A 26,278-nucleotide genomic window follows, 5' to 3' on the forward strand; every position below is an offset into this window, starting at 1 on the left:
AAACAACAAGCTCTATCCGTCATCACTCCATGTTATGATTGAACCTTTTCCACCCAATCAGGCAGCATTTCCCATGACCCTGTTCCTGGCAGGTCCCACCGGGTCGGGGAAATCCGCGGCAGCCGTGGAACTGGCGGAGATGCTGGACGCAGAAATTGTCAGTTCCGACGCTTACCAGGTGTACCGGGAAATGCCCATCCTGACGGCGGCGCCTTCCCCGGCGGACCGGGAACGGGTTCCCCACCACATGGTTTCCATTATTCCCGTCCAAAGGAACTGGAATGCCACGGAACACTACCACCGCGCCATGCGCTGCATGGAAGAAATCCGCGCACGCGGGAAAATAGCCATCGTCACGGGAGGTTCCGGCCTGTACTTTAAATTCCTCTCCCACGGCCTGTCGGAAGCGCCACCGGGGGACGCTGCTCTCCGCGCCTCGTTCGCGGACTGTTCCACGGAAGCGCTATACGCCAGGCTTTCTTCCCTGGACCCGGAAGGAGCGGCCTCGACGGATGCCGCCAACCGGCGTTATGTGGAACGCAATCTGGAAATCGTCCTTGCCGGAGGGAAACCTCTTTCCTTCTGGAAGAGGAACTGGCTGGCCCCGCCACGCGGACCCGGCTGGGTCATCAGCAGGGATGTTCCTGAACTGGACGGAAGAATCGCCCGCCGTGCCGCACGCATGATGCAGGAGGGCGCGGTGGAGGAAGCGGCTTCCCTCGGCCCATGCTCCGCCACAGCGGAACGCACCCTGGGCCTGGCATTGATACGAAGCATGCTGCGCGGGGAAATCTCCCGTGAAAACTGCCAGATCCAGCTGGCCCTCGCCACCCGGCAATACGCCAAACGGCAGCGCACCTGGCTGAAACGCGAACAATGGCTCCGGAAACTTCCGGCTTTCCCTTCCGACTCTCCCCGGGTTCTTGCAGAACGCATCATGAAGGAACTGGAATCTTCACCCTCTTTCATACGCCGTTAAATATCCGGAACCGTCCCACAGCGGGAAAAATGCCAGACGCCATTCATAACGCACGCCGCCACGAACCATGGGCACAGGATACGCATGGCAGATTGAGCTTACGCCGCCCGCTAAAAAGTCAAAGATCTGTCGAAAGCTTCGTTGAATAACCAAGCCAGGATGCCTGTCTTCCGCGCTTTTTGTCTTGGCTTACGGAAACATCTTTGGTTTACAGGGGCAGGCGGCAAAACTTTTCTCAAAGCGGTCCGCCCTATCACCCCATATTTTTTCCAGCATCGTGGCACGCATCCTTGTAGGCTTATCAGGCGGAGTGGACAGCTCCGTGGCAGCGGCCCTGCTCGTGGAGCAGGGCCATGACGTAGTGGGGGCCTACATGAAAAACTGGGTGAATGACGAAGGCATTCCCGGAGAATGCCCGTGGGAACAGGACATTCAGGACGCGCTGGCCGTCGCCAAAACAACAGGTATTGAATTCCGGGTCATCGACCTGGTGGACGAATACCGCGCCCGCATCGTGAATTATCTGATTGAAGGCTACCGCGCCGGATATACGCCCAACCCGGACGTATTGTGCAACCGGGAAATGAAGTTCGGTGTCTTCTTGGATTATGCCCTGGAACAGGGATTCGACTGCGTCGCCACCGGCCATTACGCCCGCAGGATGGACACGCCGCAAGGGGCTTTCATCCTGCGCGGGCGGGACCCGAACAAGGATCAGTCCTACTTCCTGTCCCTGATGCGCCCGGACCAGATAGCCCGCGCCGTATTTCCCCTTGGGGATCTGCTGAAACCGGAAGTGCGCGTTCTCGCGGAAACATACGGGCTCCCCACGGCACGCAAGAAAGACAGCCAGGGCATCTGCTTCATCGGCCAGGTAAAAATGAGCGATTTCCTGCGCCACTACCTGCCGGACAAGCCCGGCAAAATCGTGGACACGGAAGGCAGGATGCTCGGCACGCACAACGGCCTGCATCTGTTCACCATGGGCCAGAGGAAAGGGCACGGCGTCGCCTCCCCGCGGGAGGGAGTCGCCTATGTGGTGGTGGGAAAGGACGTCCAACGCAACCGCCTGATTCTGGGATATGAAGACACGTCCACGCGGGGATTGTACGCGTCCCGCGCCGTGGTCGGCGGCATTTCCAACACGCTCGCCCCCCTGCCGGCCCGCGTCATGGCCCAGCCCCGCTACCGGGCCAAGGCGGAATGGGCATCCTGCGAATATCTGGAAGAAGGGAAAGTGCACCTGGCCTTTGACACGCCCCTGCGGGCACTGGCCGTGGGACAGGTCTGCGCCTTTTATGACGGAGGCAAGTTGCTCGGGGGCGGCTTTTTTGAATCCATAGAACCATGACTGACCCGGAACGCACCATAGCCGCGCAGGCCACCGCCGCAGGACAGGGAGCCATCGCCGTCATCCGCATGAGCGGCCCCGGCTGCATGGACATCCTGAAACAATGCACCCCCGCGGCTTTCACGGAACGCCTCCGGCCGCGCAGGGCGACACTGGTCCGCATCCGGGACGCGGAAGGAGCCGCCATTGACCAGGCGCTTGTCACCTGGTTCCCCGCCCCTGCCAGTTATACGGGGGAAGACACCGCGGAAATCTCCTGCCATGGCGGCATGCTGGTGACGGACCGCCTGCTGAAACGCCTTTACCAATGCGGGGCCTCCCCTGCGGAACCGGGAGAGTTCACAAAAAGGGCCTTCCTGAACGGGCGCATGGACCTGACCCAGGCGGAAGCCGTGATGGATGTGATTTCCGCCGGTAGCGACCTGGCTCTGAAAGCCGCGCAAACCCAGCTGGACGGAGGCGTCGGCGCCCAGGTGGACGCACTGAAAGACAGCCTGGTTCATGTGCTGGCCCATATTGAAGCCTATATTGATTTTCCGGATGAAGACATCTCCCCGGACACCGCCTCCGATCTGCTGGCGCGCCTCCGGAGCATGGAGGAAAAGCTTTCCGCCCTCCTCCGAACTGCCGAAGGCGGACGCCTGTTGCGGGAAGGCATCCGAACGGCGATCGCCGGACCTCCCAACGTGGGAAAATCCAGCCTGTTGAATACCCTGCTGGGGTATGACCGGGCCATTGTCAGCAATATTGCCGGAACCACGCGGGACACGGTGGAGGAATCCGTTCAACTGGCCGGGCTGGCCCTGCGGCTGATTGATACGGCAGGCATCCGCGAATCTTCCGACGTCATTGAACAGGCTGGCATTACCCGCACCAACAGGGCGCTTGAAGCCGCGGATCTGGTTCTGGAAGTAGCGGATGCCTCCATGCCCCGGGTAAAAGACCTCCCCTCCCCTGCTCTCACCGCCCCCCGGCTGCTTATTCTGAACAAGCGCGACCTCGGAATCCACCCGGACTGGGAGGCTGTGCCCGGCATCCGGTTTTCCTGCGCCACCGGGGAAGGAAGGAAAGAATTGGAGAAAGCCATTGTTCAGGCCTTTGCCTCCTCCCTGCCCGGTGAAACGGGCAGTTCCCTGGTAGCCATCAATGCCCGCCACCAGCATGAACTTGGCCTCTGCCGGGAGCATGTCCGGCTGGCTTCGGAATCCATTTCCCGCCAGGAAAGTCCTGAATTCACGGCCCTGGAACTGAGGGAGGCCCTGACGCACCTGGGGGAAATCACCGGAGCCGTGGATACGGAAGACGTGCTGGGCGCCATTTTTTCCTCCTTCTGCCTGGGGAAATAAAGCTCCGGAAAATCCGGACATCTGATTCAACAAACAGCTCTTATCTTTTTACCATGCCTCCTCCCGCCGTCAAATCCGTCCGCCAGATCATTTATTACCAATATGCCAAAATCATTGCCTCATCTTCCGGTTTTGGGAAGGCTCATTACGGCATGGTTATGAGCAAATGGAAAGAGCTTTGCGCAGGGACCATACATTGGTCTTCCTCCGTACGCGAATGGATCAGGGAAATGGAACATCCCGGGGAATGTATTTATTGCGGCGGAAAAAAGGATTTGACCACGGAGCATATCCTGCCGCGCAACTGCGGGGGAGAAGATACCACGGACAACGTCGTCAGAGTATGCAAGTCCTGCAATTCTTCCAAGGGGGGAAAACGGCTTTACGAATGGAAGGGATTAAAGGAAAAGGATAACCACCACCGTATCGCGGAAGGAAAATACCTGAAATACCTTTATTCCCTTCATGAAAAACGGGGAACCCTGGACGTAACAAATGTGCGGGAGCTGTGCCCGCATTGCAACATGCGCTCCTGCTGTGAACGGGACGGGTCAGTGGAGAAGCTTTCCGTTTACTGCATAGAAGGGTGCTTCCACAAGTAGCGCGCATTACCGTGCGCCGGGCTTCCCGGAAAAAATTTCCTTTTCCTCTTCCTCCAGAGCTTCCGGCTCCGCATCCGAGGTGAATAACGGAATGTAGGAAGGCAGGTTCCAGTTCCAGCGGATGGCCGCCAAACGCACGGAAAGCGTGACTATGAAACCAGCCACGAAGCAGGTGGAAGAATCAATTCCGGCATAGTAAAGCATGGCGTACGCCACGCCGCCCAGCAGGGCCGCGGTGGCATACAGTTCCCCGGGACGGAACACGTAGGGAACGTTGCCGGTAAGCACGTCGCGCAGCAGGCCCCCCGCCACGCCGGTACAAATGCCCATCATCACGGAAACAGTAGGCGTATAGCCGTGGAGATAGGATTTTTCCGTGCCAATCATGCCGAAAAGAGCCAGAACGATGGCATCCGCCACGCGGATAGTACCCATGGGAGGCGGATATTTCTGGGCCACATAAAAGGTTGCCAGGCTGGTGACGACGGAAGCCAGAACAAAAATTTCCCCGGTAGGGAGCGTCCAGTACACCGGTATGTCCAGCAGGATGTCGCGCACGGTTCCTCCGCCCAGAGCGGCCAGGGTGCCGCAGACAATCACGCCGAACAGGTCCATCTTCACCCGCGAGGAAGCGATGGAACCCGCCAGGGCTCCAATGATCGTGCTCATGATTTCACAGGTGGAGAGGAACATGGCGGGAGGAACAGGAAAAGAGGCGTATTCAGCAGACCCGTATCCACGGCAGGCAGGAGTCCTGGCTGGCGCAGAACAGGGAGGTGGAAGCCAGCCCCATGTCATGCAGGGTATCACGCATCAGGCTTTCTGCCAATGCCGGAGAATTGCTTTCTGCGCTCAGGTGAGCCAGCACCACGTTTTTCAGGGCGTCATGGGCAATCCGCCTCAGCAGGTCGCACGCCTGCTCATTGGACAGATGCCCGTGCGCGGAGGCGATGCGCTGTTTCAGCGGCCAGGGCCTCTTGGGAGTGGCCGCCAGCATGTCCGGATCATAGTTTGATTCCACCACCAGACTATCCACCATGGCAAGATATTCCGCGATGCAGCCGGGAGCCTGCCCCGTATCGGAAATAAAACCCAGACTGGACCGTTCCGTTTCAAATTTGAATCCCACCGGGTCCACGGCGTCATGGTAAGTGGGGAAGGGAGTAACGACGATATCCCCTATTTTGAAAGACTGGCCCTTTTCAAAATAGGCCCAGGGGGCCTCCGGCGCTTTTTCCTGGACGCACATGGCCGTATGGCGGGTGGCGTAAACACGCACGGCATGCTTTCTGGTGAACTGGTGCACGCCTTTCATGTGATCCGCGTGTTCGTGGGTGAGCAGAATGGCGGCCAGCTCATCCGGTTCCACACCGGCGGACTTCATCTTGTCCCGCAGTCTGGCGGCGCTGAACCCGGCATCCACCAGCAGGACGGTTTCCCCCGCCCTGACAATGGTGGCATTTCCCCCGCTGCCGCTGCCCAACACGCAAAACTGCATCATGCGCGGAATATAATACCGCCCCCGGTGGGGAGCAAGACCGTATCCATGCTTTTTTCAGGATATGGGCATATGAAAAAATACTTTTTTCCAGTACGGGATTGACATTTCAGGTGCATTAAAGTGTATTGAAGTCACTACGTAGTGTACTTGCATGCGATGAGCAGTGTATCAGACAACCTTTTTGGTGCATACACGCACAAGCTGGACCCCAAAAACCGGATTGCCATTCCGGCAGAATGGAGGCCCTCCGAAGGTTGCGCCCTGCTCCTATTATCCGGCCGGCGCCTTGATTTGCCGACCGTCAAAGCCTATACGCGGGAAAAATTCCAGCAACTCATTGACAAGATAGAAGCAACTCCCGGCTATACGGAAGCGCAAATCGACCTGTTCATCGGCAAATTATACGCCAACTGTGTGGAGGCTGTCATCAACGCCCAAGGCAAGCTTCTGATACCCAAACAAATGTGCGAACACGCACAGCTCAGTTCCTCCGTCCGTCTCGCCGCACGGAGAGGATATTTTGAATTGTGGGAACCCTCTCTCTATGAAGAAGTTTCCCGGCGTGAGAACGCCAGCATCTCCGACATCAACCAATCCTACGGCATTCTCTGACTTTCCTTCATGCCACCAGATTCTTCCATTCCGCCCGATCCCCAGGCACGCCCCTGCGCAACGCTTGCATTGCGCCCGGGCTGGCTCGCTTCCGGCCTGGGCGTCGGCGCCAGAACCGGGCTGCATGCGGAACTCACGGCTTATTCCATCGTTTTCTGGGGGCACGACGCCCTTCCGGCGCAGGATATGGTTGCCTGGCAACAGGAAAAAGCACGCCTTATGGAGGAAATGTCCCTGGCCGGGCAAAAGGGCGCCTATGGCAAGCTGGGCGCATTGTCCTCCGACCTGAACCGGGCTTTTGACGACCATATTGAGCTTTCTTTACGCGCGGGCGCGGGTACGCACATCCGCACGGAGGAAGTGCAGGCCCTGGCAAACGGACTTGCGGAAGAAACGTCCTGCCGCGTACTGGCGTGGAGCGTCTGCCGCAACCATGTGCATGTGGTTGCGGAGCTGACGGAGGAGAAGGGAGTGGATGAACTGGTCTGCTCCTGGAAGGCGCTGGCCCCCTCCATGAACTGGGAAAACGCGTACCACACGGAAGCCCTGAAAGCCCGGGAAGCCGCGGCCAGGGCGGATGCCCTGATTTCCGAACTTGGGGATGACGCCGTTGCCGCTGTTGACGCGGAATCGGACAGCACCGTCTCCGGAAACGGCTTCCGGCACATTACCGTTCTGCTGCATGAGACGGTGGACATGCTGAAAGCGGGCCCCGGCAAATTCATCGTGGACTGCACGCTTGGCGGCGGCGGCCATACGGAACTTCTGCTGGAACAGGGCGCCACCGTCTGGGGCATTGACCGCGATGCGGATGCCCGCCGCGCCGCCATACTCAGGCTGGCGCGCTTCGGTTCCCGTTTCAAGGCGCTCGCCGGCAACTTCCAGGATGTGGAAAGCATTCTTTCCCAGCAGGGGGTTTCCCGGGTGGACGGGCTGCTGGCGGATCTGGGCGTTTCCTCCCACCAGCTTGACACCGCCTCCCGCGGTTTTTCTTTTCGGGAAGACGGCCCTCTGGACATGCGGATGGATACCCGCGCCGCCTTTTCCGCCCGGAACCTGGTGAATGAGGCCCCGGAAGAAGAGATCGCAGCCATTCTCTGGCAATTCGGAGAGGAACGCGCTTCCCGCGCCATCGCCCGCGCCATTGGGAAAGCCCGCGCCCAGGCCCCCATCACCACTACCGCACAGCTTGCCCGCATCGTGGAATCCGTCCTGCCGCGCAAAGGAAGGCAGCACCCCGGCACCCGCACGTTCCAGGCCCTGAGAATAGCCGTCAACGGCGAGCTGGATGCTCTGGACGCCCTGCTGGATTCCTCCGTGCGTCTGCTCGGGCAGGGAGGCCGCATGGCCGTCATCACCTTCCACAGTCTGGAAGACCGCCGGGTCAAGCAGTTCTTTGAGCTGCGGAGCCGTCCGGAAATAGACCGCCCGGAATGGCCGGCTCCCCGGCCCAACCCGGATTACTGCTTCCGCCCGCTTTCCCGCAAGCCCGTCACTGCGGGAGAAGAAGAACTTTCAACCAACCCCCGTTCCCGCAGCGCCAAGTTGCGCGGCGTGGAAAAAATCATCTGACTATCTCTCTTTCCCCACCGCCATGAAAAGATTCAAACAGCGTTTCACCGGCCACCAGATCAGCGTGAGCATGATCATGTGGCTCATTGCCTTCGCCTCCCTTACCTGCGGAGCGGGCATCACTTATGCCGTTCTGAAAAACGACCAGATCCAGGTCGCGCGCGACATCAAGCAGATGAATGAAGAGATCGCCTCCTGCGAACTCACAAAGGAATATTACCGCTCCAAGACTTCCTCCCTGACCAGCCGCTGGGCCATCCGCGACAGGCTGGCTCAGGACAAGTCCAATCTACAGCCTATCGAGCCCTCAGCCGTAGAATACATTTCTTCCGAAAACGCCTCCCGAATCGCCGCGGCAGGCCATTAAACGCGTTGAGCCGTTCATGATCACGATCACGAAGTCCAGATTCGCCAGAAGAAGCCTCGTCCTGTGCGGCGTGGCGGGCGCGGCGGTCATCTGGCTGATGTTGTCGCTGGTCAATCTTCAGCTGGTTTCCCCCCGGAAAACGAGCGGCGTTTCCAGCGGCGGCATTATTGAACGGGAGGTTCTGTTGCCCCAGCGCGGACGCATCATGGACGCCAATGAGGAAATCCTCACCAGCAACATGCAAAGTTCCGAGCTGATTGCGGACGGCTATCACCTGAACGATCCCAAGACCATCAGCTGGGCTCTGGCCTATTCCAAGGCCGTCCATTCCCCCTTCTGGGAGAAAGCCGCAACGGATAAGGAAAAGGAAAAGCTCGTTTCCGGCTTCCGCAGCAAGATTCTGGGGCAGGCCGCCAGTAAAAAGGATGGCAGCAAGGAACACAACCTGGCGAAAATCCTGCTGGAAGAGCCTGAAAACGGACCGGAAGGGGTGGACATGGCCAGGAAAAAGCTGGAAGAGCTTTATGAGCCGGAAATGGTGAAAGAATACGTGCAGGCGCACCTGGAATACGCCGCCAAAGTGATTGCCCCCTTCCTGCCGGACATGAATGTGCAGGATATCATCAATACGGTGGAAAAAGACGGGGCGATTCCCAAGAAGCGCATCGTCATTGCCAAAAACCTGTCTGAGGAAAAAGCAGAACTGCTGCGGCAGGCTATCCAGAACGCCCGCGTCCAGGGGTTCCGTTTTGAGACCTCCTCCAAACGCGTTTATTCCGTGCCGGAATGCATGGTGCATATTCTGGGCTACATCGCCCAGACGAAGGACAGCGGCCCCCGGCCCGTGGCCCTTTCCGGCCTGGAAAAACAGCTGGACGACCAGCTGCTGGGCCACAACGGCATCAGGGAGTACCGGAAAGACAGCCGCGGACGCATCATTCCCTCCGCGGACTCCCGCTTCAAGGATGCCGTTGACGGGCTGAACGTGCGCCTGACGGTAAACATGGAGTACCAGACGATCGTGGAGGAGGAACTGGACGCCGCCATCTCTTTTTACACGGACCAGACCCACAAACCCCGCGGCTGCATTATTGTGGTGGAACCCAAAACCGGAAGCATTCTGGCGATGGCCAGCCGGCCCCACTATAATTTAAATACGCGCGAGGGCCTTCAGGAAGGCGCCTACCATTTCGCCGTGCAGTCCCTGTACGAACCTGGCTCCACTTTTAAAATCGTTTCCGTCACATCCGCCGTGGACAGCGGAAAGGCCACGTTTGACACCATGATCAACTGCACCCCCTATCCGGTGCCCGGTTCCCGTCCCGTCACGGACGCCCCCCGTTCCTATGGCGGTCTGACCGTAGCGGGCGTGTTGAAAAAATCCAGCAACCCGGGCGCTTTCCGCATTGCGCTGAAATCGGGCTGGCCCACGTATAAAAAATACTTTGACCTGTACGGATTTTCCTCCAAAACGGGCATCGACCTGCCGGGGGAAACCAACAGCCAGTGCCAGGACGGAAGCAACTTCGTCAACTTTTCCCGCATCAGCTTCGGCTATTCCCTGATGGTCTCCCCCCTGCAGGTCGCCATGGCTTACGCCGCCATCGCCAATGACGGCGTGCGCATGCGCCCCCGGCTGGTTGACGGCATTTACGTGGATGACAAGAACTTCCAGCCTTCCCCTCCCGTGGAGGTATGCCGGGTCATGAGCGTCAAGACGGCCCGGGACCTTCGGAACGCCCTGTTCCACGTCACGGATCTGGACGGGACCGCCAAAAGAGCGCGGATTGAAGGCTACAACGTGGGAGGCAAAACCGGAACCGCCCACAAAGTGAAGCCTACAGGCGGCTACTTTGAAAACCGTTACACCGTCTCCTTCGTAGGAATGCTCCCGGTGGAAGACCCGGCCTTCGTCTGCCTCGTCGTCATTGACGACCCCACTTCCAAGCATTGCCACCCCGGAGGCGGAACCGTATGCGCCCCGGTCTTCCAGAAGCTGGCCACCCGCCTGGCGGCCGCCATGAACATCCCCAAAAATTCCCCTTCCGCGGAGACCAATAAAAAAGCCTCCCGAACCCAGACCTCTTCTACTCCATCCAAACCGCCGCGCAGATAATCCCGTCATGAAGCTACTTACCTTACTCAAAGACCTTCCCTCCCATACGCTCACCGGCTCCCCCCAGGTGAAAATTTCACATCTGGAATGCGACAGCCGGCGCATTCTGCCCGGCTCCTGCTACATTGCCCTGAAGGGGACCCGGGCGGACGGCCACGAATTCATCCCGGAAGCCATTCGCCGCGGGGCCTGCGCCGTCGTCGCGGAAATGCCCTGCACGCAGGAAGCCAGGGAGGCAGGAGTCAGCTGGGTGGAAGTAAACGATTCCCGTCTGGCCGTCAGCCTGATGGGCGCGGTCTGGAACGGGCGCCCCTCCCGCCACATGACCATGATCGGCGTGACGGGAACGAACGGAAAAACCACAACGGCCTACATTGCCCATTCCCTGCTCAAGCAGTCCTGGCTGCGCGCGGGGCTGATCGGCACCATCGCCTATGACAACGGGGAGGAAATCATCCCTTCCACCCATACCACGCCCGGACCGCTGGAACTGGAACACCTGCTGAAGGAAATGTATGAAAACGGCTGCCGCGGCGTCTCCATGGAGGTTTCCTCCCACGCGCTGGACCAGGAACGCGTGGCCGGCATCAATTTCAACGTGGGCATTTTCACCAATCTGACCCAGGACCATCTGGATTACCACCATACCATGGAGAATTATTTCCAGGCCAAGGCGAAATTGTTCGAACAGATGGCGCAGGACACCGGATCCCGGAGGAAACCCGTGGCCGTCATCAACATCGACGACGCCTACGGCCGCCGGCTGGCGGAAATGTTTTCCGGCCGCATGACCGTAAAGACCTACGGGTCCGCCCTGGGGGCGGATTTCCGCATGCTGGTGCACCACGCCACCGCCAAAGGCAGCGAGTACGAACTGGAATACAAAGGGAAAAGCTATCTGGTCCGCGTCCCCCTGATCGGCAAGTTCAACATGTACAACAGTTTGGCCGCGCTGGCCGCCGTCATTTGCGCCGGCATCCCCGTGCGGGACGCTATTGCGAACCTTCAGAATATTCCGCAGGTTCCCGGCAGGCTGGAACTATTCACCCACCCCGGAGGAGCCCAGATCTTCATTGACTACGCCCACACGCCGGACGCTCTGGAAAACGTCTGCAAGACGCTCAAGGAACTGTGCTCCCGCCGCCTGATTACCGTATTCGGCTGCGGAGGGGATCGGGACAAGGGAAAACGCCCGCTGATGGGAGCCGCAGCCGCGCGCCTGTCGGACGCCTGCATCGTCACCTCCGACAATCCCAGAAGCGAGGAACCCCTCTCCATCATCAACCAGATTGCGGCGGGCATGCCGGAAGGCAGATACGCCATCATTCCGGACCGCGCCAGGGCTATTGCCACGGCCATCGACCAGGCCCGCCTGGGGGACATCGTCCTCATTGCGGGCAAGGGCCATGAAAATTACCAGGAGCTTTCCACCGGCCGCATCGATTTCAGCGACGCCAAGGAAGTGCGCCGCAACATGTTCATCAAGGAACGGGAAGAATTTCCCCAGGCATAACACGTTATTCCATCTTTCTTTCATGATTTCCCTCACGGCACACGGCATCTGCAACGTCATCGGCGGAAAACTGGTCAGCGGCCCCTTCGACAGGGTCGCTTCCGGAGGCGTGTGCACGGACAGCCGCCATCTGCCCCCACATGCCGTTTTCTTCGCGCTGGGGGGAGAAAAATTTGACGGCAACCTGTTTGCGCCGGAGGCATCCCGCACTGCGGCCGCCGTCGTCGTCAGCCGTGTGGAAGAAGGCATGGATCCCTCCTGCGCCGTCATTCTGGTGGAGGACACGCTGAAAGCCCTTCAGAAGCTGGCCGCCTGGTGGCGTTCCGGGCTGCCCCTCACCGTCATCGGCCTGACCGGTTCCAACGGAAAAACCTCCACCAAGGACCTGACGGCTTCCATTCTTTCACAGGGGCTCCGCACCATCGCCACGCAGGGCAACCTGAACAACCACATCGGCGTTCCCCTCAGCATCCTCCGCGCCGCGCCGTCGGACGAAGCCGCCGTATGGGAAATGGGCATGAACCACTCCGGGGAACTGGCCCCCCTGTGTGAGATGACGCGCCCGAAAATCGGCATCATCACCAGCATTGGCACTTCCCACATGGAATACCTGGGTTCCCGGGAAAACATCGCCCGGGAAAAATGCACGCTGGCACGCTGCCTGCCGGAAGACGGCTTCATGATTTTTCCGGCGGACTGCGATTATGCGGATATGATCCGTCAATCCACCCGCGCCGCCTGTATTGACTGCGGCATTGGCGCCGGAACCGTTCGCGCGGAAAATCCCGTCTCCACGGAAAAAGGGACACGCTTCACCCTTTCCATTCCGGATTTCTGCCGGGAAGAGGTGGAATTGCCCGTCCACGGGCGGCACATGGTAACCAACGCGCTTCTGGCCGCCGCCGCCGGCTGGGTGGCAGGTCTTGCGAAAGAGCAAATCGCCTCCGGTCTCACCCAGGCGCGGCTCACGAACGGAAGGCTTCACTGCGCCCGGATCAACGGCATTCTGGTAGTGGATGACACCTACAACGCCAACCCGGATTCCATGCAGGCCGCCCTGCGCACCTTAGCAGAGCTTTCCTGCGCCGGCAGACGCTTTGCGGTGCTGGGAAAAATGGGGGAACTGGGCGTGTTTTCCGAGGAAGGGCATGTTCTGGTGGGCCGCACGGCGGAAGAGCTCCGTCTTGACTGCGTCGTCAGCGTGGGAACGGACGCCGCCCGGATTACGGACGCTATTTCTCCCAATTCATTCACTCAACGCCTGAACTTCGGCTCCGCGGAGGAAGCGGCCGAATGGCTCCGCGGCCATACGGCGCAGGGAGACGTCGTCCTCTTCAAAGGCAGCCGTCTTGCCCGGATGGAGCAAGTCATGAACCTCACCTTTCCGCCACAGTAAATTGTATGCATTCCCTCATTGAACAGTTCAGCCCCTCGGGGGCATTTGCAGGACCGGCAGGGAGGGCCCTTCTGGCCTGCCTGGTTTCTTTTGTCCTGACGATGATCTTCGCCCCACGGGTCATCCGGGAGCTGATTTCCCTGAAAATCGGCCAGCCCATCAGGACGGCGGAAGAGGTGCACAAACTGGCGGAACTCCACGGGGCCAAGGCGGGAACGCCCACCATGGGCGGCGTGCTGATCGTGGGTTCCATGACGGCGGCCACCCTCTTGTGCGCCAGAATGGGCAATCCTTTCATCATCGCCTGCCTGATCGTCACCCTGTCACTGGGCCTGTTGGGATTCCGGGACGATTACCTGAAGGTGGCGAAAAAAACCTCGGACGGCATTTCCGCACGTAAAAAACTCCTCGTCCAGTTCCTGGCCGGTCTGGCCGGCGTCACCTTCCTGTACCTGTACCCGGAAGGCAGCCCCCGGGTGGAACTTCACGACTACATATCCTCCCTGTTCATCCCGTTCTACGGCCAGGTAAACCTGCCATGGTTCGTTTACATTCCCTTTGGCGTCGTGGTGGTCATGTCCGCCTCCAATGCGGTGAACCTGACGGACGGCCTGGACGGCCTCGCTTCCGGCTGCTCCGTCGCCACGGGCATCTCCTACGCCATCATTGCCGCCCTTTGCGGAAGCTGGCTGACGGCGGATTCCCTGGACATTCCCTTCCATCCCGGCGCGGGAGAAATCAGCGTCTTCATGATGGCCCTGGTAGGGGCCTGCCTGGGCTTCCTGTGGCACAACTGCTACCCGGCCAGGGTATTTATGGGAGACACCGGTTCCCTGGCCCTGGGCGGCGCGTTCGGCATGGCTGCCGTCTGCACGGCGCAGGAGCTTCTCTTTATCGTCATCGGGGGCGTCTTCGTCATGGAAGCCGTGTCCGTCGTCCTGCAGGTGGGCAGCTACAAGCTGCGCCACGGCAAACGCATCTTCGCCATGGCCCCCATCCATCACCATTTCGAACTCAAGGGCTGGAAGGAAACGCAGGTGATTGCCCGCTTCTGGATGATCAGCCTCCTGTTGGCTTTCCTGGGCCTTTTCCTGATAACCACCGCCTGACAAACCACGAACATGCAGCTCAATAACCTCAACATCGCCGTTCTGGGAGCGGGAAGAAGCGGACGCGCCGCGGCGCGCCTCGCCATGAAGCATGGCGCACGGGTATGCGTGTTTGACGCTTCCGCCTCCATTGGCGGATGGCCGGAAGACATTCCCCTGCATACCGCCGCCACGAAAGAAGACGGGCGCGCCTTCCACGCGGACCTTGTAGTCATCTCCCCCGGCATTGAGACGGACAGCCCCTTTGTCAAATCCTTTAGCCGGGAAGGCGTGGAAACCATCGGTGAAATGGAGCTGGCATGCCGCTTTTACCATGGCCGCATCATCGCCATCACTGGAACCAACGGCAAAACCACCACCACATCCCTGGTGGAAAAGATTTTGCTGCGCGCCGGAAAGACCGCCGTTGCCTGCGGCAATTACGGTGTGCCGATGGCGGAAATCCTGCTCCGGGATTCCGTGCCGGACGTACTGGCGCTGGAGGTCAGCTCCTTCCAGCTGGAAACCATCCGCGACTTTCATCCGGACGTGGCCGTATGGCTCAATTTTGCGCCGGACCATATGGACCGCTACAAATCCGTGGAGGATTACCACCGCGCCAAACTCCATATCTTTGACAACCAGACGGGACAAGACCTGGCCGTCGTTCGCTCCGGAGAACGGCTTCCACAGCTGAAAGCCTCCGTGCTCACCTTTAGTCCGGAAGATCCGGCGGCTGACCTTTATTACCGCGAACCGTTGATCATGGAGGGCGACACTCCCCTGCTGAACCTGGAAGGGACCGCCCTGAACCAGCGCCATAACGCGGAAAACGCCATGGCCGCCGTCCTGGCATGCCGCCACCTGGGCATTCCCGCAGAAACAGCCGCAGAAGTATTGAAGGAGTTCACGCCCCCCGGCCACCGCTGCGAAACCGTCCGCACACTGGACGGCGTGCTGTGGCTGAACGATTCCAAAGCCACGAATCTGCATGCGCTGGAAGCGGCTCTGAAATCACAGCATTCCCCCGTCATCCTGATTGCCGGAGGCAAGGACAAGGGGCTGGATTACGTGCCCCTGCAGCCCATGCTGAAAGAAAAAGTGCGCGCCTGCGTGGTATTCGGCCAGATTGCGGACCAGCTCCAGCATGCTTTTTCCCCCGCAGTCCCCACGGAAAAAGCCGCAGATGTAGAAGCCTGCGTGGTAAAGGCCCGCTCTCTCGCCCGGCCGGGAGACACCGTCCTCTTCTCCCCCGGCACTTCTTCCTTTGACATGTTCACCGGGTATGTCCAGCGCGGCCAGGCCTTCCGGGACGCGGTGAACGCCCTCTCCCCCCTTTCCTGACAATTCACCAGAAAACGACCATCATGAAAACGACCAAGACACCTGATCATAATCCGACCGGACGCACCCGTCCGAAACGCAAAATGGGCACCGTACTCCGGGCCAAACTCAGCAAATACCGCGCTCGCGTCTCCGAATTTGAAGACGATGCGCCCAGCAGCACCGTCGTGCGCTGGCTCGTCGTCCTTCTTCTTCTTCACCTTCTCGTCATCGGCGGCGTTTACGTCCGCAGCACCTGGTTCAGAAACACGACGGAAACCGTAGAAATGGCGGCCGCCCTGCCCGCGCCGCCCACCGTCCCGCAGCGCCCCGCTCCCGCAGCGCCCCCGGCGGCCCTGCCCCAGGTTCCCCAGGCCCAACCCGCGGCCCCGGTCACCATCACGCAGCCGGAACAGGTAGTGGACGCGCGCCCCAACAGGCAGCCGGCCCCCGTGGCGGAGGAACACATTCCGGATGCGACTCCGGTGGCAGGTCCTGCGCGCCACATCGTGCGCACGGGAGATACCTGGGAACGCGTCGCGCGTGACAACCAGGTGGCCGTCAATGACCTGAAAGCCGTCAATCCCAAAGTGCAGCGCCTTGTCAGCGGAAGCACGCTCGTCATCCCGGCACGGCCCGGAGACAAACTTGAACCGGAAAAGCCCGCCGCGGAGGAAATGGAGCCGGAAGGCGTGCCCCACATCGTGAAGAAAGGGGAAACCCTCTCCGTAATCGCCCGCAAATATAAAATGAACTGGCGCGCCCTCCAGAAATTCAACAAGATGAATGACCGGGACGTAGCGCGTCTCAAGATTGGGCAAAAAATCATGATCCCCAAAAAGTAGGCCTCTTCCTGCCCTTCCGCCGCCATGTCTTCCAAAGTCTGCATGATTCTGGTCTGGTTCTTCGTCATCTGCCTTCTGGTCGTAGGCCTGGTGATGGTATCCAGCACGGCGGCGTGGGCGGAAGAAACCAAGCACCCGTACGAACCCCTGTTCAAGCAGACCGCCTTTGCCTGCGCCGGTCTGGTGGGGGCCATGATTCTTTCCCGTATAGATTACCGGATATGGAGGAAATATATCTGGTGGATTCTTGGAGGGGCCTGCTTTCTGCTGGTTCTGTGCTATGTGCCCGGCATCGGGAAGGAAATCAACGGGGAACGCCGCTGGATCACCATCGGCATGCAGTTCCAGCCCAGCGAATGCGCCAAACTCTGCATGATGATGGCCCTGGCCAACTGGCTGGCCCTGTACCGGGACCGCACCACCTCTTTCTGGTGGGGGTTTGTGATGCCCGGCCTTATCTTCGGCCTTCCTCTTGCCCTGATTCTCTTTGAAAAGGATATGGGGACCTCCGTAGCCCTGGCCCTGGCCGCGTTCTGCGTCATGTTTGTGGCCGGGACGCGCAAAATTTACCTGGGCGGAGCTTTCGCCCTGGCCGGAACGGCCCTGTACGTTCTGGTGCAGAGCAACGCCAACCGCCTGGAACGTTTCCTGGCCTGGAAAGACCTGGACGCCCACCGCCTGGGCGCCGGCCTCCAGCAATACCGGGCTTCCATCGCCCTGTCCCGTGGAGGGCTGGACGGGGTGGGCCTGGGAAACAGCGCGGAAAAGCACGGCACGCTTCCCTTTGCCCATACGGACTTCATTTTCGCGCCGCTGGGAGAGGAATTCGGCTTTTACGGGACCATGTTCGTCCTGCTTTGCTATTTCCTGATGACGTATGCCGGCATCGGCGTAGCCATGCAGTGCCGGGACGCCTATGGACGGTTTCTGGCCGTGGGGATCGTCGCCACCATTTTCTGTCCCGCCATCCTGAACATCGCCGTGGTAACCAACGCCGTGCCCAACTCCGGCCTGCCGCTGCCCTTCATCAGCTTCGGGGGCACCAACCTGGTTTTTACGCTGGCTGCCCTGGGCATGCTTACCAGCATCCAGAGATTTTCCACCGGAGCCCAGCCCAATTGTGAAATCACCCGCAAAGACGAACGCTCCATTGACGTAAGATTATGACTGAACCCTCTCTCAAACATCCCCCCCTGAACATCGTGATCGCCTGCGGCGGCACGGGAGGGCACCTTTTTCCCGGCATAGCCGTAGCCCAGGAACTTAAAAAGCGCGGTCATCGCGTCACGCTCCTCATCTCCCAGAAGAAAGTGGACGCCCAGGCCAGCAAAAATTACGGGGATCTCGATTTCCGCACCATTGAGGCCATCGCGATGCCCAAAATCCCATCCCTGGCCCTGCTGGGCTTCGGCGTCAGGCTGTATCAGGCCGTCCGTTTCAGCCGCAGTCTTCTGGATGAGGTGGAAGCGGACGTCGTCATCGGCATGGGGGGGTTCACTTCATTCCCTCCCGTTTACGCCGCCCACCGCAAGAGAATCCGCACCTACGTGCACGATTCCAACGCGCTGCCCGGAAAGGCCAACCGCATGACCGCCAAATTCTGCACGAACGTGCTGCTGGGCATTGAAGAAGCCGGGCACTACTTCAATCCCGCCAAATGCATTGTCACCGGCACCCCGGTACGCCAGGAAATGGTGGCCCGGAAAGACAAAAACGAATCCAGGGCGGAACTCAATCTGCCCCGGGACCGCCGCGTGGCCCTGGTGATGGGCGGTTCCCAGGGGGCCAGGAATCTGAACTCCCTGGTCATTGAAGCCGCCCGTCAATGCGCAGACCTGTGCGACTTCCTCATCATCACCGGCTCCGCGGACTTTGCGCGCGTCAGCCAGCTGACGGCGGACATGCCCCACGTGCACGTCATTGAATTCTGTTCCGCCATGGCTGCCGCGTACGCCGCAGCGGATGTGGTCATTTCCCGTTCCGGGGCATCCAGCCTGACGGAACTGGCCCACATGGGGAAGGCCGCCCTGCTGGTTCCCTACCCCTTCGCCGCAGACGATCACCAGGCGCACAATGCACGCGTTTTCGCGGCCCACGGAGCGGCGCGCATGATGCGTGAAAACACCCTCACGCCGGACGATATTACGGCCTTTCTGAATGAAGTACTCAAGGATTCTTCCCTGCTGGCCTCCATGAATGAATGTGCTTTACGTCTGGACATGCCTGATGCAGTATCCCGCATCGCCAACGTCATTGAACATACGTCCCATGCAGCCCCCCATGATTGAGACCTTACGCAAACGACTGACAGACAGGGAACACCCGGCACGCCTCCATCTCATTGGAGTAGCCGGGTCAGGCATGTCCGGCCTGGCGCTCATGCTGATGGAAATGGGGCACCGGGTGAGCGGCTGCGACCGGGTGACCAGCGCGGAGACCGAACGGCTCCAAAGCCTGGGACTGTCTTTTTCCTGCCCGCATTCCGCAGACGCCGTTTCCGATGCGGAAATTGTCATTTATTCCAGCGCCATCCGGGCGGACAATCCGGCCCTGGCGGCAGCGCGCAAGCTGAATATTCCCTGCATGCGCCGCGCGGAATGCCTGGCGGCCATTCTGAACGGGAAGAAAGGAGTCGTGGTCTCCGGCACGCATGGAAAAACCACCACTTCAGCCCTCTGCGCGCACCTGATGAGGGAAGGCCGCATGCGTCCGTGCCACTATGTGGGGGCGGAAATTCCCGTGCTGGGAACCAACGCCCACTGGAATGAAGACAGCGAATACCTGGTGGCGGAAGGGGACGAAAGCGACGGCACGCTGGTCAATTACATTCCGGAGCACAGCATTGTCCTCAACATTGAACCGGAACACCTGGACCACTACAGGGATCTGGATGAAATCAAGGCCGTGTTCGACCAGCTTTGTTCGCAGACGCGCGGCAAGATTATCTATTGCCGCGCGCATCCCGGCGCTGCGGATGTCTGCGCCAAATACCCCAATTCCATTTCCTACGGCTGGTCCGATGCGGACTATACCGCTACGGACGTGCAGGAACGCCGCGGCCGCACCCTGTTCACCGTATTGAAGGGGAAAGAGGAACTGGGCCGCGTGGAACTGGGCATCCCCGGACGCCACAATGTCCTGAATTCCCTGGCCGCGATTGCGCTGGCAACGGAACTGGGCGTGGATTTCCCGGCGGTGACGCGGGGCCTGGCCTCCTTCGCGGGAGCCAAACGGCGCTTTGAAACCAAATATCTTTCCTCCTCCATCCGGATTGTGGACGACTACGGCCACCACCCCACGGAGATAGCCGCCACGCTCCAAACTGCCCGTTCCCTCCAGCCGAACCGTCTGGTAGTTTACTTCCAGCCGCACCGCTACACGCGCACGCAGCTCCTAGCGGATGACTTCGGCAAGGTGCTTCAGGAAGCGGACCTCGTTTTTGTGGCGGATGTGTATCCCGCCAGCGAACTGCCCATTGAAGGGGTAAGCGGGCAGACGATCATTAACGCCATGCACAGGCACGGCCCTGTGGAAACCCGTTACCTTCCCGACCTGGGCACAGCCCACCATGCCATTGGCAACGAACTGAAACCGGGAGACCTGTTCCTGACGCTGGGAGCCGGGAACGTTCATGAATGCGGCATGCGCATCGCGCGCGACCTGGCCCTGCTGGAAGACCTGGAACGCACTGCGGGCGGCTCTCTGGAAGGCAAGCTGTACGAACCCATGTCACGCCATACGACCATGGGGGTAGGCGGCTGCGCCCAATACTGGCTGGAACCTTCCACCTTCTCCGGAATGCAGGCTGCCGTCAATTATTGCCGGGACAGGAATATCCCCGTCCACGTCATTGGCCGCGGCTCCAACATCATTGTCAGGGACGGAGGCCTGCGCGGCGCCGTCATCCACCCCTCCGGGGGAGAATTCGATGTGCTGGAAATCCAGGGGAACCGCCTCACCGCCGGAGCGGGCGTGCGGCTGAAAAAACTGGTTTCCGCCGCTGTCCAGAACGGCCTTGGCGGCCTGGAATGGATGGACGGCATCCCCGGCAACGTGGGGGGAAGCCTCCGCATGAACGCCGGAGCCATGGGCACGGACATGGTCAACAACCTCGTCTCCGTCACCTGTCTGGATGAAGACGGGGAAATCCGCAGCCATACAAGGGAAGAATTGAACGCCCAGTACCGTTCCATTCCGGACCTGGTCCACAACTTTGTGCTTCAGGCCGTGTTTGAGGCGCGGCCCGCCCCTGCGGAAGAAATGGAACGGCTTCTGGAGGCGGCGCGGGCCAAGCGGAAGCTTTCCCAGCCCGTCGGGGCCAGCGCCGGCTGCATCTTCAAGAACCCGCCGGAAATCCCGGCAGGCAGGCTCATTGATGAACTGGGGCTGAAAAGCGCCTGCGTGGGAGACGCCTGCGTATCAGACGTGCACGCCAATTTTATCATCAACCGGGGTCATGCCAGAGCGAGGGACATCACCATCCTGATCGACATGATCCGCAAGGAGGCTATGGAAAACCGCGGCATCGACCTGAAATCGGAAGCCCAGGTCATCGGAGACCGGGACCCCCAGTTTTAACCCACTCACTATTTATTCCCATATGAACACTCTCAAGCGCGACCTCAAAATCGCCCTCCTGCTCGGCGGCCCGGGGGCAGAACGGGAAGTATCCCTCGTTTCCGGCAACTCCGTTTACGACGCCCTGTGCCGGGCCGGATTCACCGATGTAACGAAGGTGGACGTGCACGGCCCGGATTTCCGGCTGCCGGAAGGCACGGAGCTGGCCTACAACATTATCCACGGCACGTTCGGCGAGGACGGAACCCTTCAGGCTATTCTGGAAGAACGCGGCATTCCGTACACAGGGGCCGGCTCCCGTGCCAGCGCCCTGTGCTTTGACAAATCCGCATCCAAGAAAGTATTTCTGGATGCGGGGGTTCCTACACCGCAAGCGGAGATTCTGGACTGTTCCAACGGCATTGTGATGCCGTCCCTTCCCCTGCCCTTCGTCATTAAGCCTCCCTGCGAGGGCTCCAGCGTGGGCGTCCACATCGTCCGCAGGCAGGAGGATGTGCTCCCCGCCATGGAGGAAGCCGTAACCCACGGCACCACCGTATTGGTGGAAGAGTTCATTCAAGGCAAGGAACTGACGGTCGGCATCCTGGACGGGAAAGCCCTTCCCGTCATTCATATCTGCCCCCGCTCCGGCTTCTACGACCTGAGCAACAAATACCCGTGGATGAATATGGGCGGCGGCACGGATTATATCTGCCCGGCGGATCTCCCGGAAGAAACCGCCGCCAAGGTGCAGGAAGCGGCCCTGAAAGCCTACAAGGCCGCCGGCGTGGAAGTGTACGGCCGCGTGGACGTCCTGCTGCGCGAAGAAGACGGCGCCCCCTTCGTGCTGGAAATCAACACCATTCCCGGCATGACCCCTTCCAGCCTGCTTCCCAAGGCTGCGGCGGCCTCCGGATGGCCCTACGAAAACCTTTGCGAAAAAATAGCGGAATTATCGCTAGCCACCCCCCGTAAATAACGTAATATCTGACAGAGGGCGGGGAGTCGCCCCCGCACCCCCCGATGTCGCACAAAGCCACAACGCCAGTCCCCCGTTCCGCCAAAAGGCCGGAAATGCTTCTTCTGGAACGGGAGGCCAGAAGAGAGACCATCGAACGCAAGGGCAAAAACTACCGTTTTTGGCTCTTCCGGCGCAAGCTGTACCACACTGTCACCGTTTATGCGCTTATTTTCGGCCTGATCGGGGCGATCGTTTTTCTCTGGAAAGATTATATCCTCAAATACGACTGGCTTTCCATCGACACCGTCACCCTGAAAAGCAACGGCATTTTCAACTCTGAAGAGGCCTTTTCCGTCATGGGCATAGGTCCGCAGGACAATATTTTTTCCATAGACGCCGAAGAGCTGGAACAGCGCCTGGAAAAATGTCCCGCCATCCGCCGGGCTTCCGTCAAGCGCCAGATATCCTCCAACCCCACGCTGCTGGTGGACATTGACGCGCGCATCCCCGTAGCCTGGATTGACTGCCCGGAACTCGGAATTCACCCGGGAGACGCCAAATACGGCGCTTTGGCAGACAAGGAGGGCGTTATCTTCCCCTGCATGGAGCAAGTCCACATGCCTTATATCCGGGAAAAGCGCATGCCTTCCGTGACGCTCAGGCCGCCCAGTTCCGGCAAACTCAGCTATGGCGTCAGCATCCGGGAACTGGAAGCGCCCATGAAACTGATTGAGCTGCTTTCCGGCACAGTAACGGAATACCTCCCCAGCATCGTCTCCATCACGACACCCAACGACTGGTCTTTCTGTGTGCGTTTTACTAATGACTGCCAGGCTACTTTCAGCCACTACGGCTTGGAACACCAGGTGGAAAAATTGTCCCGCGCCCTCCGGCACGCACGCCAGACGCACCGTAAAATCAGTTCCATCAACCTGATTCCGGAGCACAACATTCCCGTCATCTTTGACGATTCCTACGAAGATATTCCCCTCGCGGAGCCCATTGCAGAATAATGCTGCCCGGACGCTCTCCGGAAAAGACGGGTTCTTCCCCGGTTCCAGACTTCTTTTCCTCTCCCGTTCCCCGGTTTTCCCTAATTTCCAGCCGAACGGGACACCCGGTTTTCACAAGATTCTCCCCATGTCAGAATTCTGTTCTTTCTCAATGGGGAATGCGTCTGTGAAGACCTACAGAACACTTGCCAATAAAGCTGTGCCGGCTATACTGTGCCACAATATATGAGCAACGAAACACCTTTATCCCCCGAAGCGGAAAAACTGGCGGCAGCCCGCAAGCGCAACCTTGACCTGGCCCTCTCCCAAATCCAGAAAGACTTCGGCGAAAACGCCATTATGCGCCTTGGAGACAACGCCAAAATGGAAGTGGACGTCATTCCCACGGGCAACCTCCTGATTGACCGCGCCCTGGGTGTGGGCGGCTTTGCCCGCGGCCGGATTGTGGAAATCTACGGCCCGGAATCCTCCGGTAAAACCACACTGACCCTGACGGCTATCGCTCAGGCCCAGAAATCCGGAGGCCTGGCTGCGTTCATTGACGTGGAACACGCGCTGGATCCCCAGTATGCCGCCCGCCTGGGAGTGAACCTGGACGACCTGCTGGTTTCCCAGCCAAGCTCCGGCGAAGAAGCCCTGCAAATCTGCGAGGCTCTTGTCCGCTCCAACGCCATTGACGTCATCGTGGTGGACTCCGTGGCCGCACTGGTCACCAAGCAGGAGCTGGAAGGAGAAATCGGGGATTCCACGGTAGGAGCCCAGGCCCGTTTGATGTCCGCCGCCCTCCGCAAGCTCACCAGCTTCATCTCCAAGGCCCGCACCGTCTGCATCTTCACCAACCAGATCCGTGAAAAAATCGGCGTTATGTTCGGCAGTCCGGAAACCACCCCCGGCGGCCGCGCCCTGAAATTCTACGCCTCCGTACGCGTGGACATCCGCCGCACCGGCCAGATCAAGGGCAGCGACGGCGTTGTGGCCGGAAACCGCACCAAAATCAAGGTAGTTAAGAACAAGGTAGCCCCTCCCTTCACGGAATGCGAATTCGACATCATGTACAATGAAGGCATCTCCTCCGTGGGCAGCCTGCTGGACCTGGCGATGGAATATGACATCATCCAGAAGCGCGGTTCTTGGATCAGCTATAACGGCAGCCAGATCGCCCAGGGCCGCGACGCCGCCAAGGAAGCCCTCAAATCCAACCAGGAGCTGTACGCGGAAATTGAAGAACAGGTCAAGGCCAAAATGGACGAGAAGACCGCCAAATAATCCCGCCTGTTCCCGCCCCCTCACCGCCATTCCAGGGCGGCTCCCCCTCCCGGGAGCCGCTTTTTTTCTTTCCGGAAACAGAAGCGCAAAAGAATCTTTCATGGGAACTTTTCCCTTGTGCGTCATGAAAAATCCGTTAGTCTGGATGTGATATCTTCCTATGTATCCGACCTCTCGCACATCATTTGCAGCCGTGCTCGGCGTTGTGGGCATGTTTCTGCTGACGTTGTCCACGGCCTTCGGATGGAATCCGGAAATCATTAATGGAGTGCAGTATATTCCGATGTCCGAGGTGCGCACCCATTACAAACTGACCAGGGAACGCACGGAAGGGCGTCAGAAAGTTTACGAGGTGCCGGAAAAGGTTCAAATCCGTATCCAGGCGCGCAGCCAGGATATGTTCATGAACAACATGAAGTTCGTGCTGTCCTATCCTGTGGCTGACCATCCCTCCAAGGGGTTGATGGTTTCCAATATGGACCTGCACAAAATCATTGATCCGGTTCTGCGTCCCACTTACATCGCCAACCGCCGCAGTTTCAACACAGTAGTCATTGATCCCGGCCACGGCGGACATGACAGCGGCACGCGCAACCGCATCAACAGGGAAGCGGATATCAACCTCTCCGTGGGCAAAAAACTGCGCGATCGCCTCAAAGCCATGGGCTACCAGGTGGTGATGACCCGTGACACGGACAACTTCATTGCCCTCCAGGACCGCGTCCGCATTGCCAACAGGCACAACAACGCCATCTTCATCAGCATCCACTTCAATGACGGGGGCTCCTCTGCCCGCGGGGTGGAAACCTTCACGCTGGCGCCCGCGGGCACTTCCTCCTCCATGTCCCGCAATATCCGCCACGACGCTCTGCAGGGCAACGCCCAGGACAGCATGAACATCGCCCTGGCTACAGCCGTTCAGGGGCACATGCTGAAAGGGCCGCTTGCCATCAAGGAGGGCATTTCCATGGTGGACCGCGGCATCAAGCGCGCGCGCTATTCCGTGCTCTGCACCATCAAGCATCCCGCCATTCTGGTGGAAGGCGGTTTCATGTCCAACCCGCAGGAGGCCCTGCTTATCGCCACGGAGCGCTATCAGAATTTCATGGCCTCTTCCCTGGCCGCCGCCGTGCATCAATACCGCACCGCCCTTGGCCAGCAAGTGCGCAGAACGCGCTGAGTTCCCTAACTGTCCCGGGGCCTCCCTTCAGCAGCATGAACATCATCCGCATTCCCGGCCTGGCAGATTACCAGGAAACCCTGCGGCTCCAGGAACAACTGGTTCAGGCTCATCAGGAAGATCCGGACAGGGAAAACGACCTGTTGCTGCTGGAACATGCCGGGGTTTATACCATCGGACGCACGCGGAATCATGCCAGCCTGCACCCCGGTTCCGTGCTTCCCTTTCCCGTTCATGAAATCAACCGCGGCGGCCAGGCCACCTACCACGGCCCCGGCCAGCTGGTCGGATACCCCATTACGGACCTGAACCGCTACGGCAGGGATCTGCACCGCTACGTCACCACCCTGGAACATACTCTGATTGAAACCTGTGCCCGGTTCGGCGTGCAGGCCCGCATCCGGGAAGGGCTGGTAGGCGTCTGGGTGGAAAACCGCAAAATAGCCTCCATCGGCGTCGGGGTGAAAAAATGGATTGCCATGCACGGCTTCGCCCTCAATGTAACCCGGGAATCCCTGCCTCCCTTCCTTGCTATTACCCCCTGCGGCATCCAGGGCGTGCAAATGACCTGCCTGGAGGATGAAATGTCCTCCCCCCCGCCGGAAGGAAACCTGTTGAAATGTTTCGGAGACGTTTTTGCAGCACTGTGGGAAGAAAAATTTCACCGGCATTAAAAGAATCCGGAACGTG

The 26,278-nt window shown here is 59.6% G+C and carries 23 protein-coding genes; 21 read left to right on the forward strand and 2 right to left on the reverse strand.

From position 1 onward, the window contains the following. The first annotated feature begins 34 nt into the window (after positions 1–34). From miaA to O4G22_RS03455, 4 genes are all read left to right on the forward strand, one after another. On the forward strand, positions 35–979 hold the full coding sequence (gene miaA / locus O4G22_RS03440; RefSeq protein WP_290489579.1) for a tRNA (adenosine(37)-N6)-dimethylallyltransferase MiaA: 945 nt from the start codon (positions 35–37) through the stop codon (positions 977–979). A gap of 277 nt (positions 980–1,256) precedes the next feature. Beyond that, positions 1,257–2,330 (forward strand): tRNA 2-thiouridine(34) synthase MnmA, encoded by a 1,074-nt coding sequence (mnmA, locus tag O4G22_RS03445; RefSeq protein ID WP_306702173.1) that lies wholly within the window; start codon positions 1,257–1,259, stop codon positions 2,328–2,330. Then, entirely contained in the window at positions 2,327–3,676 is a 1,350-nt protein-coding gene (mnmE, locus tag O4G22_RS03450; protein ID WP_306702174.1) for a tRNA uridine-5-carboxymethylaminomethyl(34) synthesis GTPase MnmE, read from the forward strand. The genes mnmA and mnmE overlap by 4 nt, the downstream gene beginning before the upstream one ends. A gap of 53 nt (positions 3,677–3,729) precedes the next feature. Beyond that, on the forward strand, positions 3,730–4,278 hold the full coding sequence (locus O4G22_RS03455) for an HNH endonuclease (RefSeq protein ID WP_290489577.1): 549 nt from the start codon (positions 3,730–3,732) through the stop codon (positions 4,276–4,278). A 6-nt stretch (positions 4,279–4,284) separates the two neighbouring features. Here the strand turns inward: O4G22_RS03455 and O4G22_RS03460 are convergent, their stop codons facing one another. Further along, positions 4,285–4,947 carry a trimeric intracellular cation channel family protein gene (locus tag O4G22_RS03460; RefSeq protein ID WP_179218458.1) on the reverse strand — a complete coding sequence of 221 codons (663 nt, stop codon included), beginning with the start codon at positions 4,945–4,947 and terminating at the stop codon, positions 4,285–4,287. 52 nt (positions 4,948–4,999) lie between these two features. Then, a complete protein-coding gene (locus O4G22_RS03465; RefSeq protein ID WP_306702175.1) occupies positions 5,000–5,779 on the reverse strand; it encodes an MBL fold metallo-hydrolase in 780 nt (259 codons plus the stop codon). A 156-nt stretch (positions 5,780–5,935) separates the two neighbouring features. Here O4G22_RS03465 and O4G22_RS03470 point away from each other — a divergent pair, with 156 nt between their 5' ends. The 17 genes from O4G22_RS03470 (at position 5,936) to lipB (ending at position 26,262) form a co-directional block, all read left to right on the forward strand. Further along, complete coding sequence (locus O4G22_RS03470; RefSeq protein ID WP_046437709.1) at positions 5,936–6,391, forward strand: division/cell wall cluster transcriptional repressor MraZ; 456 nt, start codon at positions 5,936–5,938, stop codon at positions 6,389–6,391. Between the two features lie 9 nt (positions 6,392–6,400). Further along, on the forward strand, positions 6,401–7,963 hold the full coding sequence (gene rsmH / locus O4G22_RS03475; RefSeq protein ID WP_306702176.1) for a 16S rRNA (cytosine(1402)-N(4))-methyltransferase RsmH: 1,563 nt from the start codon (positions 6,401–6,403) through the stop codon (positions 7,961–7,963). Positions 7,964–7,985: 22 nt separating this feature from the next. Beyond that, positions 7,986–8,330 carry a hypothetical protein gene (locus tag O4G22_RS03480; protein WP_046437711.1) on the forward strand — a complete coding sequence of 115 codons (345 nt, stop codon included), beginning with the start codon at positions 7,986–7,988 and terminating at the stop codon, positions 8,328–8,330. 16 nt (positions 8,331–8,346) lie between these two features. Further along, the gene (locus O4G22_RS03485) at positions 8,347–10,446 is read left to right on the forward strand and encodes a peptidoglycan D,D-transpeptidase FtsI family protein (protein ID WP_290489571.1); all 2,100 of its coding nucleotides are present in this window, start codon (positions 8,347–8,349) and stop codon (positions 10,444–10,446) included. 7 nt (positions 10,447–10,453) lie between these two features. Then, complete coding sequence (locus tag O4G22_RS03490) at positions 10,454–11,959, forward strand: UDP-N-acetylmuramoyl-L-alanyl-D-glutamate--2,6-diaminopimelate ligase (RefSeq protein ID WP_297405505.1); 1,506 nt, start codon at positions 10,454–10,456, stop codon at positions 11,957–11,959. Positions 11,960–11,981: 22 nt separating this feature from the next. Continuing rightward, complete coding sequence (locus tag O4G22_RS03495; protein ID WP_306702177.1) at positions 11,982–13,355, forward strand: UDP-N-acetylmuramoyl-tripeptide--D-alanyl-D-alanine ligase; 1,374 nt, start codon at positions 11,982–11,984, stop codon at positions 13,353–13,355. Positions 13,356–13,360: 5 nt separating this feature from the next. Next, a complete protein-coding gene (mraY, locus tag O4G22_RS03500) occupies positions 13,361–14,464 on the forward strand; it encodes a phospho-N-acetylmuramoyl-pentapeptide-transferase (RefSeq protein WP_306702178.1) in 1,104 nt (367 codons plus the stop codon). A gap of 12 nt (positions 14,465–14,476) precedes the next feature. Beyond that, positions 14,477–15,787: a UDP-N-acetylmuramoyl-L-alanine--D-glutamate ligase gene (murD, locus tag O4G22_RS03505; RefSeq protein ID WP_306702179.1), complete on the forward strand. Its 1,311-nt coding sequence runs from the start codon at positions 14,477–14,479 to the stop codon at positions 15,785–15,787. 23 nt (positions 15,788–15,810) lie between these two features. Beyond that, entirely contained in the window at positions 15,811–16,611 is an 801-nt protein-coding gene (locus O4G22_RS03510; protein WP_306702180.1) for a LysM peptidoglycan-binding domain-containing protein, read from the forward strand. A gap of 24 nt (positions 16,612–16,635) precedes the next feature. After that, positions 16,636–17,778 (forward strand): FtsW/RodA/SpoVE family cell cycle protein, encoded by a 1,143-nt coding sequence (locus tag O4G22_RS03515; RefSeq protein ID WP_094136796.1) that lies wholly within the window; start codon positions 16,636–16,638, stop codon positions 17,776–17,778. Then, on the forward strand, positions 17,775–18,899 hold the full coding sequence (murG, locus tag O4G22_RS03520) for an undecaprenyldiphospho-muramoylpentapeptide beta-N-acetylglucosaminyltransferase (RefSeq protein WP_306713933.1): 1,125 nt from the start codon (positions 17,775–17,777) through the stop codon (positions 18,897–18,899). The genes O4G22_RS03515 and murG overlap by 4 nt, the downstream gene beginning before the upstream one ends. Next, a complete protein-coding gene (gene murC, locus O4G22_RS03525; protein ID WP_306702182.1) occupies positions 18,892–21,189 on the forward strand; it encodes a UDP-N-acetylmuramate--L-alanine ligase in 2,298 nt (765 codons plus the stop codon). Before murG ends, murC begins: the two co-directional genes overlap by 8 nt. A gap of 22 nt (positions 21,190–21,211) precedes the next feature. Further along, complete coding sequence (locus O4G22_RS03530) at positions 21,212–22,147, forward strand: D-alanine--D-alanine ligase (RefSeq protein WP_094136794.1); 936 nt, start codon at positions 21,212–21,214, stop codon at positions 22,145–22,147. Between the two features lie 44 nt (positions 22,148–22,191). Continuing rightward, positions 22,192–23,142, forward strand: a complete 951-nt coding sequence (locus O4G22_RS03535; protein ID WP_306702183.1) for a cell division protein FtsQ/DivIB — start codon at positions 22,192–22,194, stop codon at positions 23,140–23,142. A 225-nt stretch (positions 23,143–23,367) separates the two neighbouring features. Further along, on the forward strand, positions 23,368–24,408 hold the full coding sequence (gene recA, locus O4G22_RS03540; RefSeq protein WP_094136792.1) for a recombinase RecA: 1,041 nt from the start codon (positions 23,368–23,370) through the stop codon (positions 24,406–24,408). 160 nt (positions 24,409–24,568) lie between these two features. Continuing rightward, complete coding sequence (locus O4G22_RS03545) at positions 24,569–25,588, forward strand: N-acetylmuramoyl-L-alanine amidase family protein (protein ID WP_179218453.1); 1,020 nt, start codon at positions 24,569–24,571, stop codon at positions 25,586–25,588. 35 nt (positions 25,589–25,623) lie between these two features. Continuing rightward, a complete protein-coding gene (gene lipB / locus O4G22_RS03550) occupies positions 25,624–26,262 on the forward strand; it encodes a lipoyl(octanoyl) transferase LipB (RefSeq protein ID WP_306702184.1) in 639 nt (212 codons plus the stop codon). Positions 26,263–26,278 lie beyond the last annotated feature (16 nt).

It is taken from the genome of Akkermansia muciniphila (assembly GCF_030848305.1).
GTDB classification, from domain to species: Bacteria; Verrucomicrobiota; Verrucomicrobiia; order Verrucomicrobiales; family Akkermansiaceae; genus Akkermansia; species Akkermansia muciniphila_A.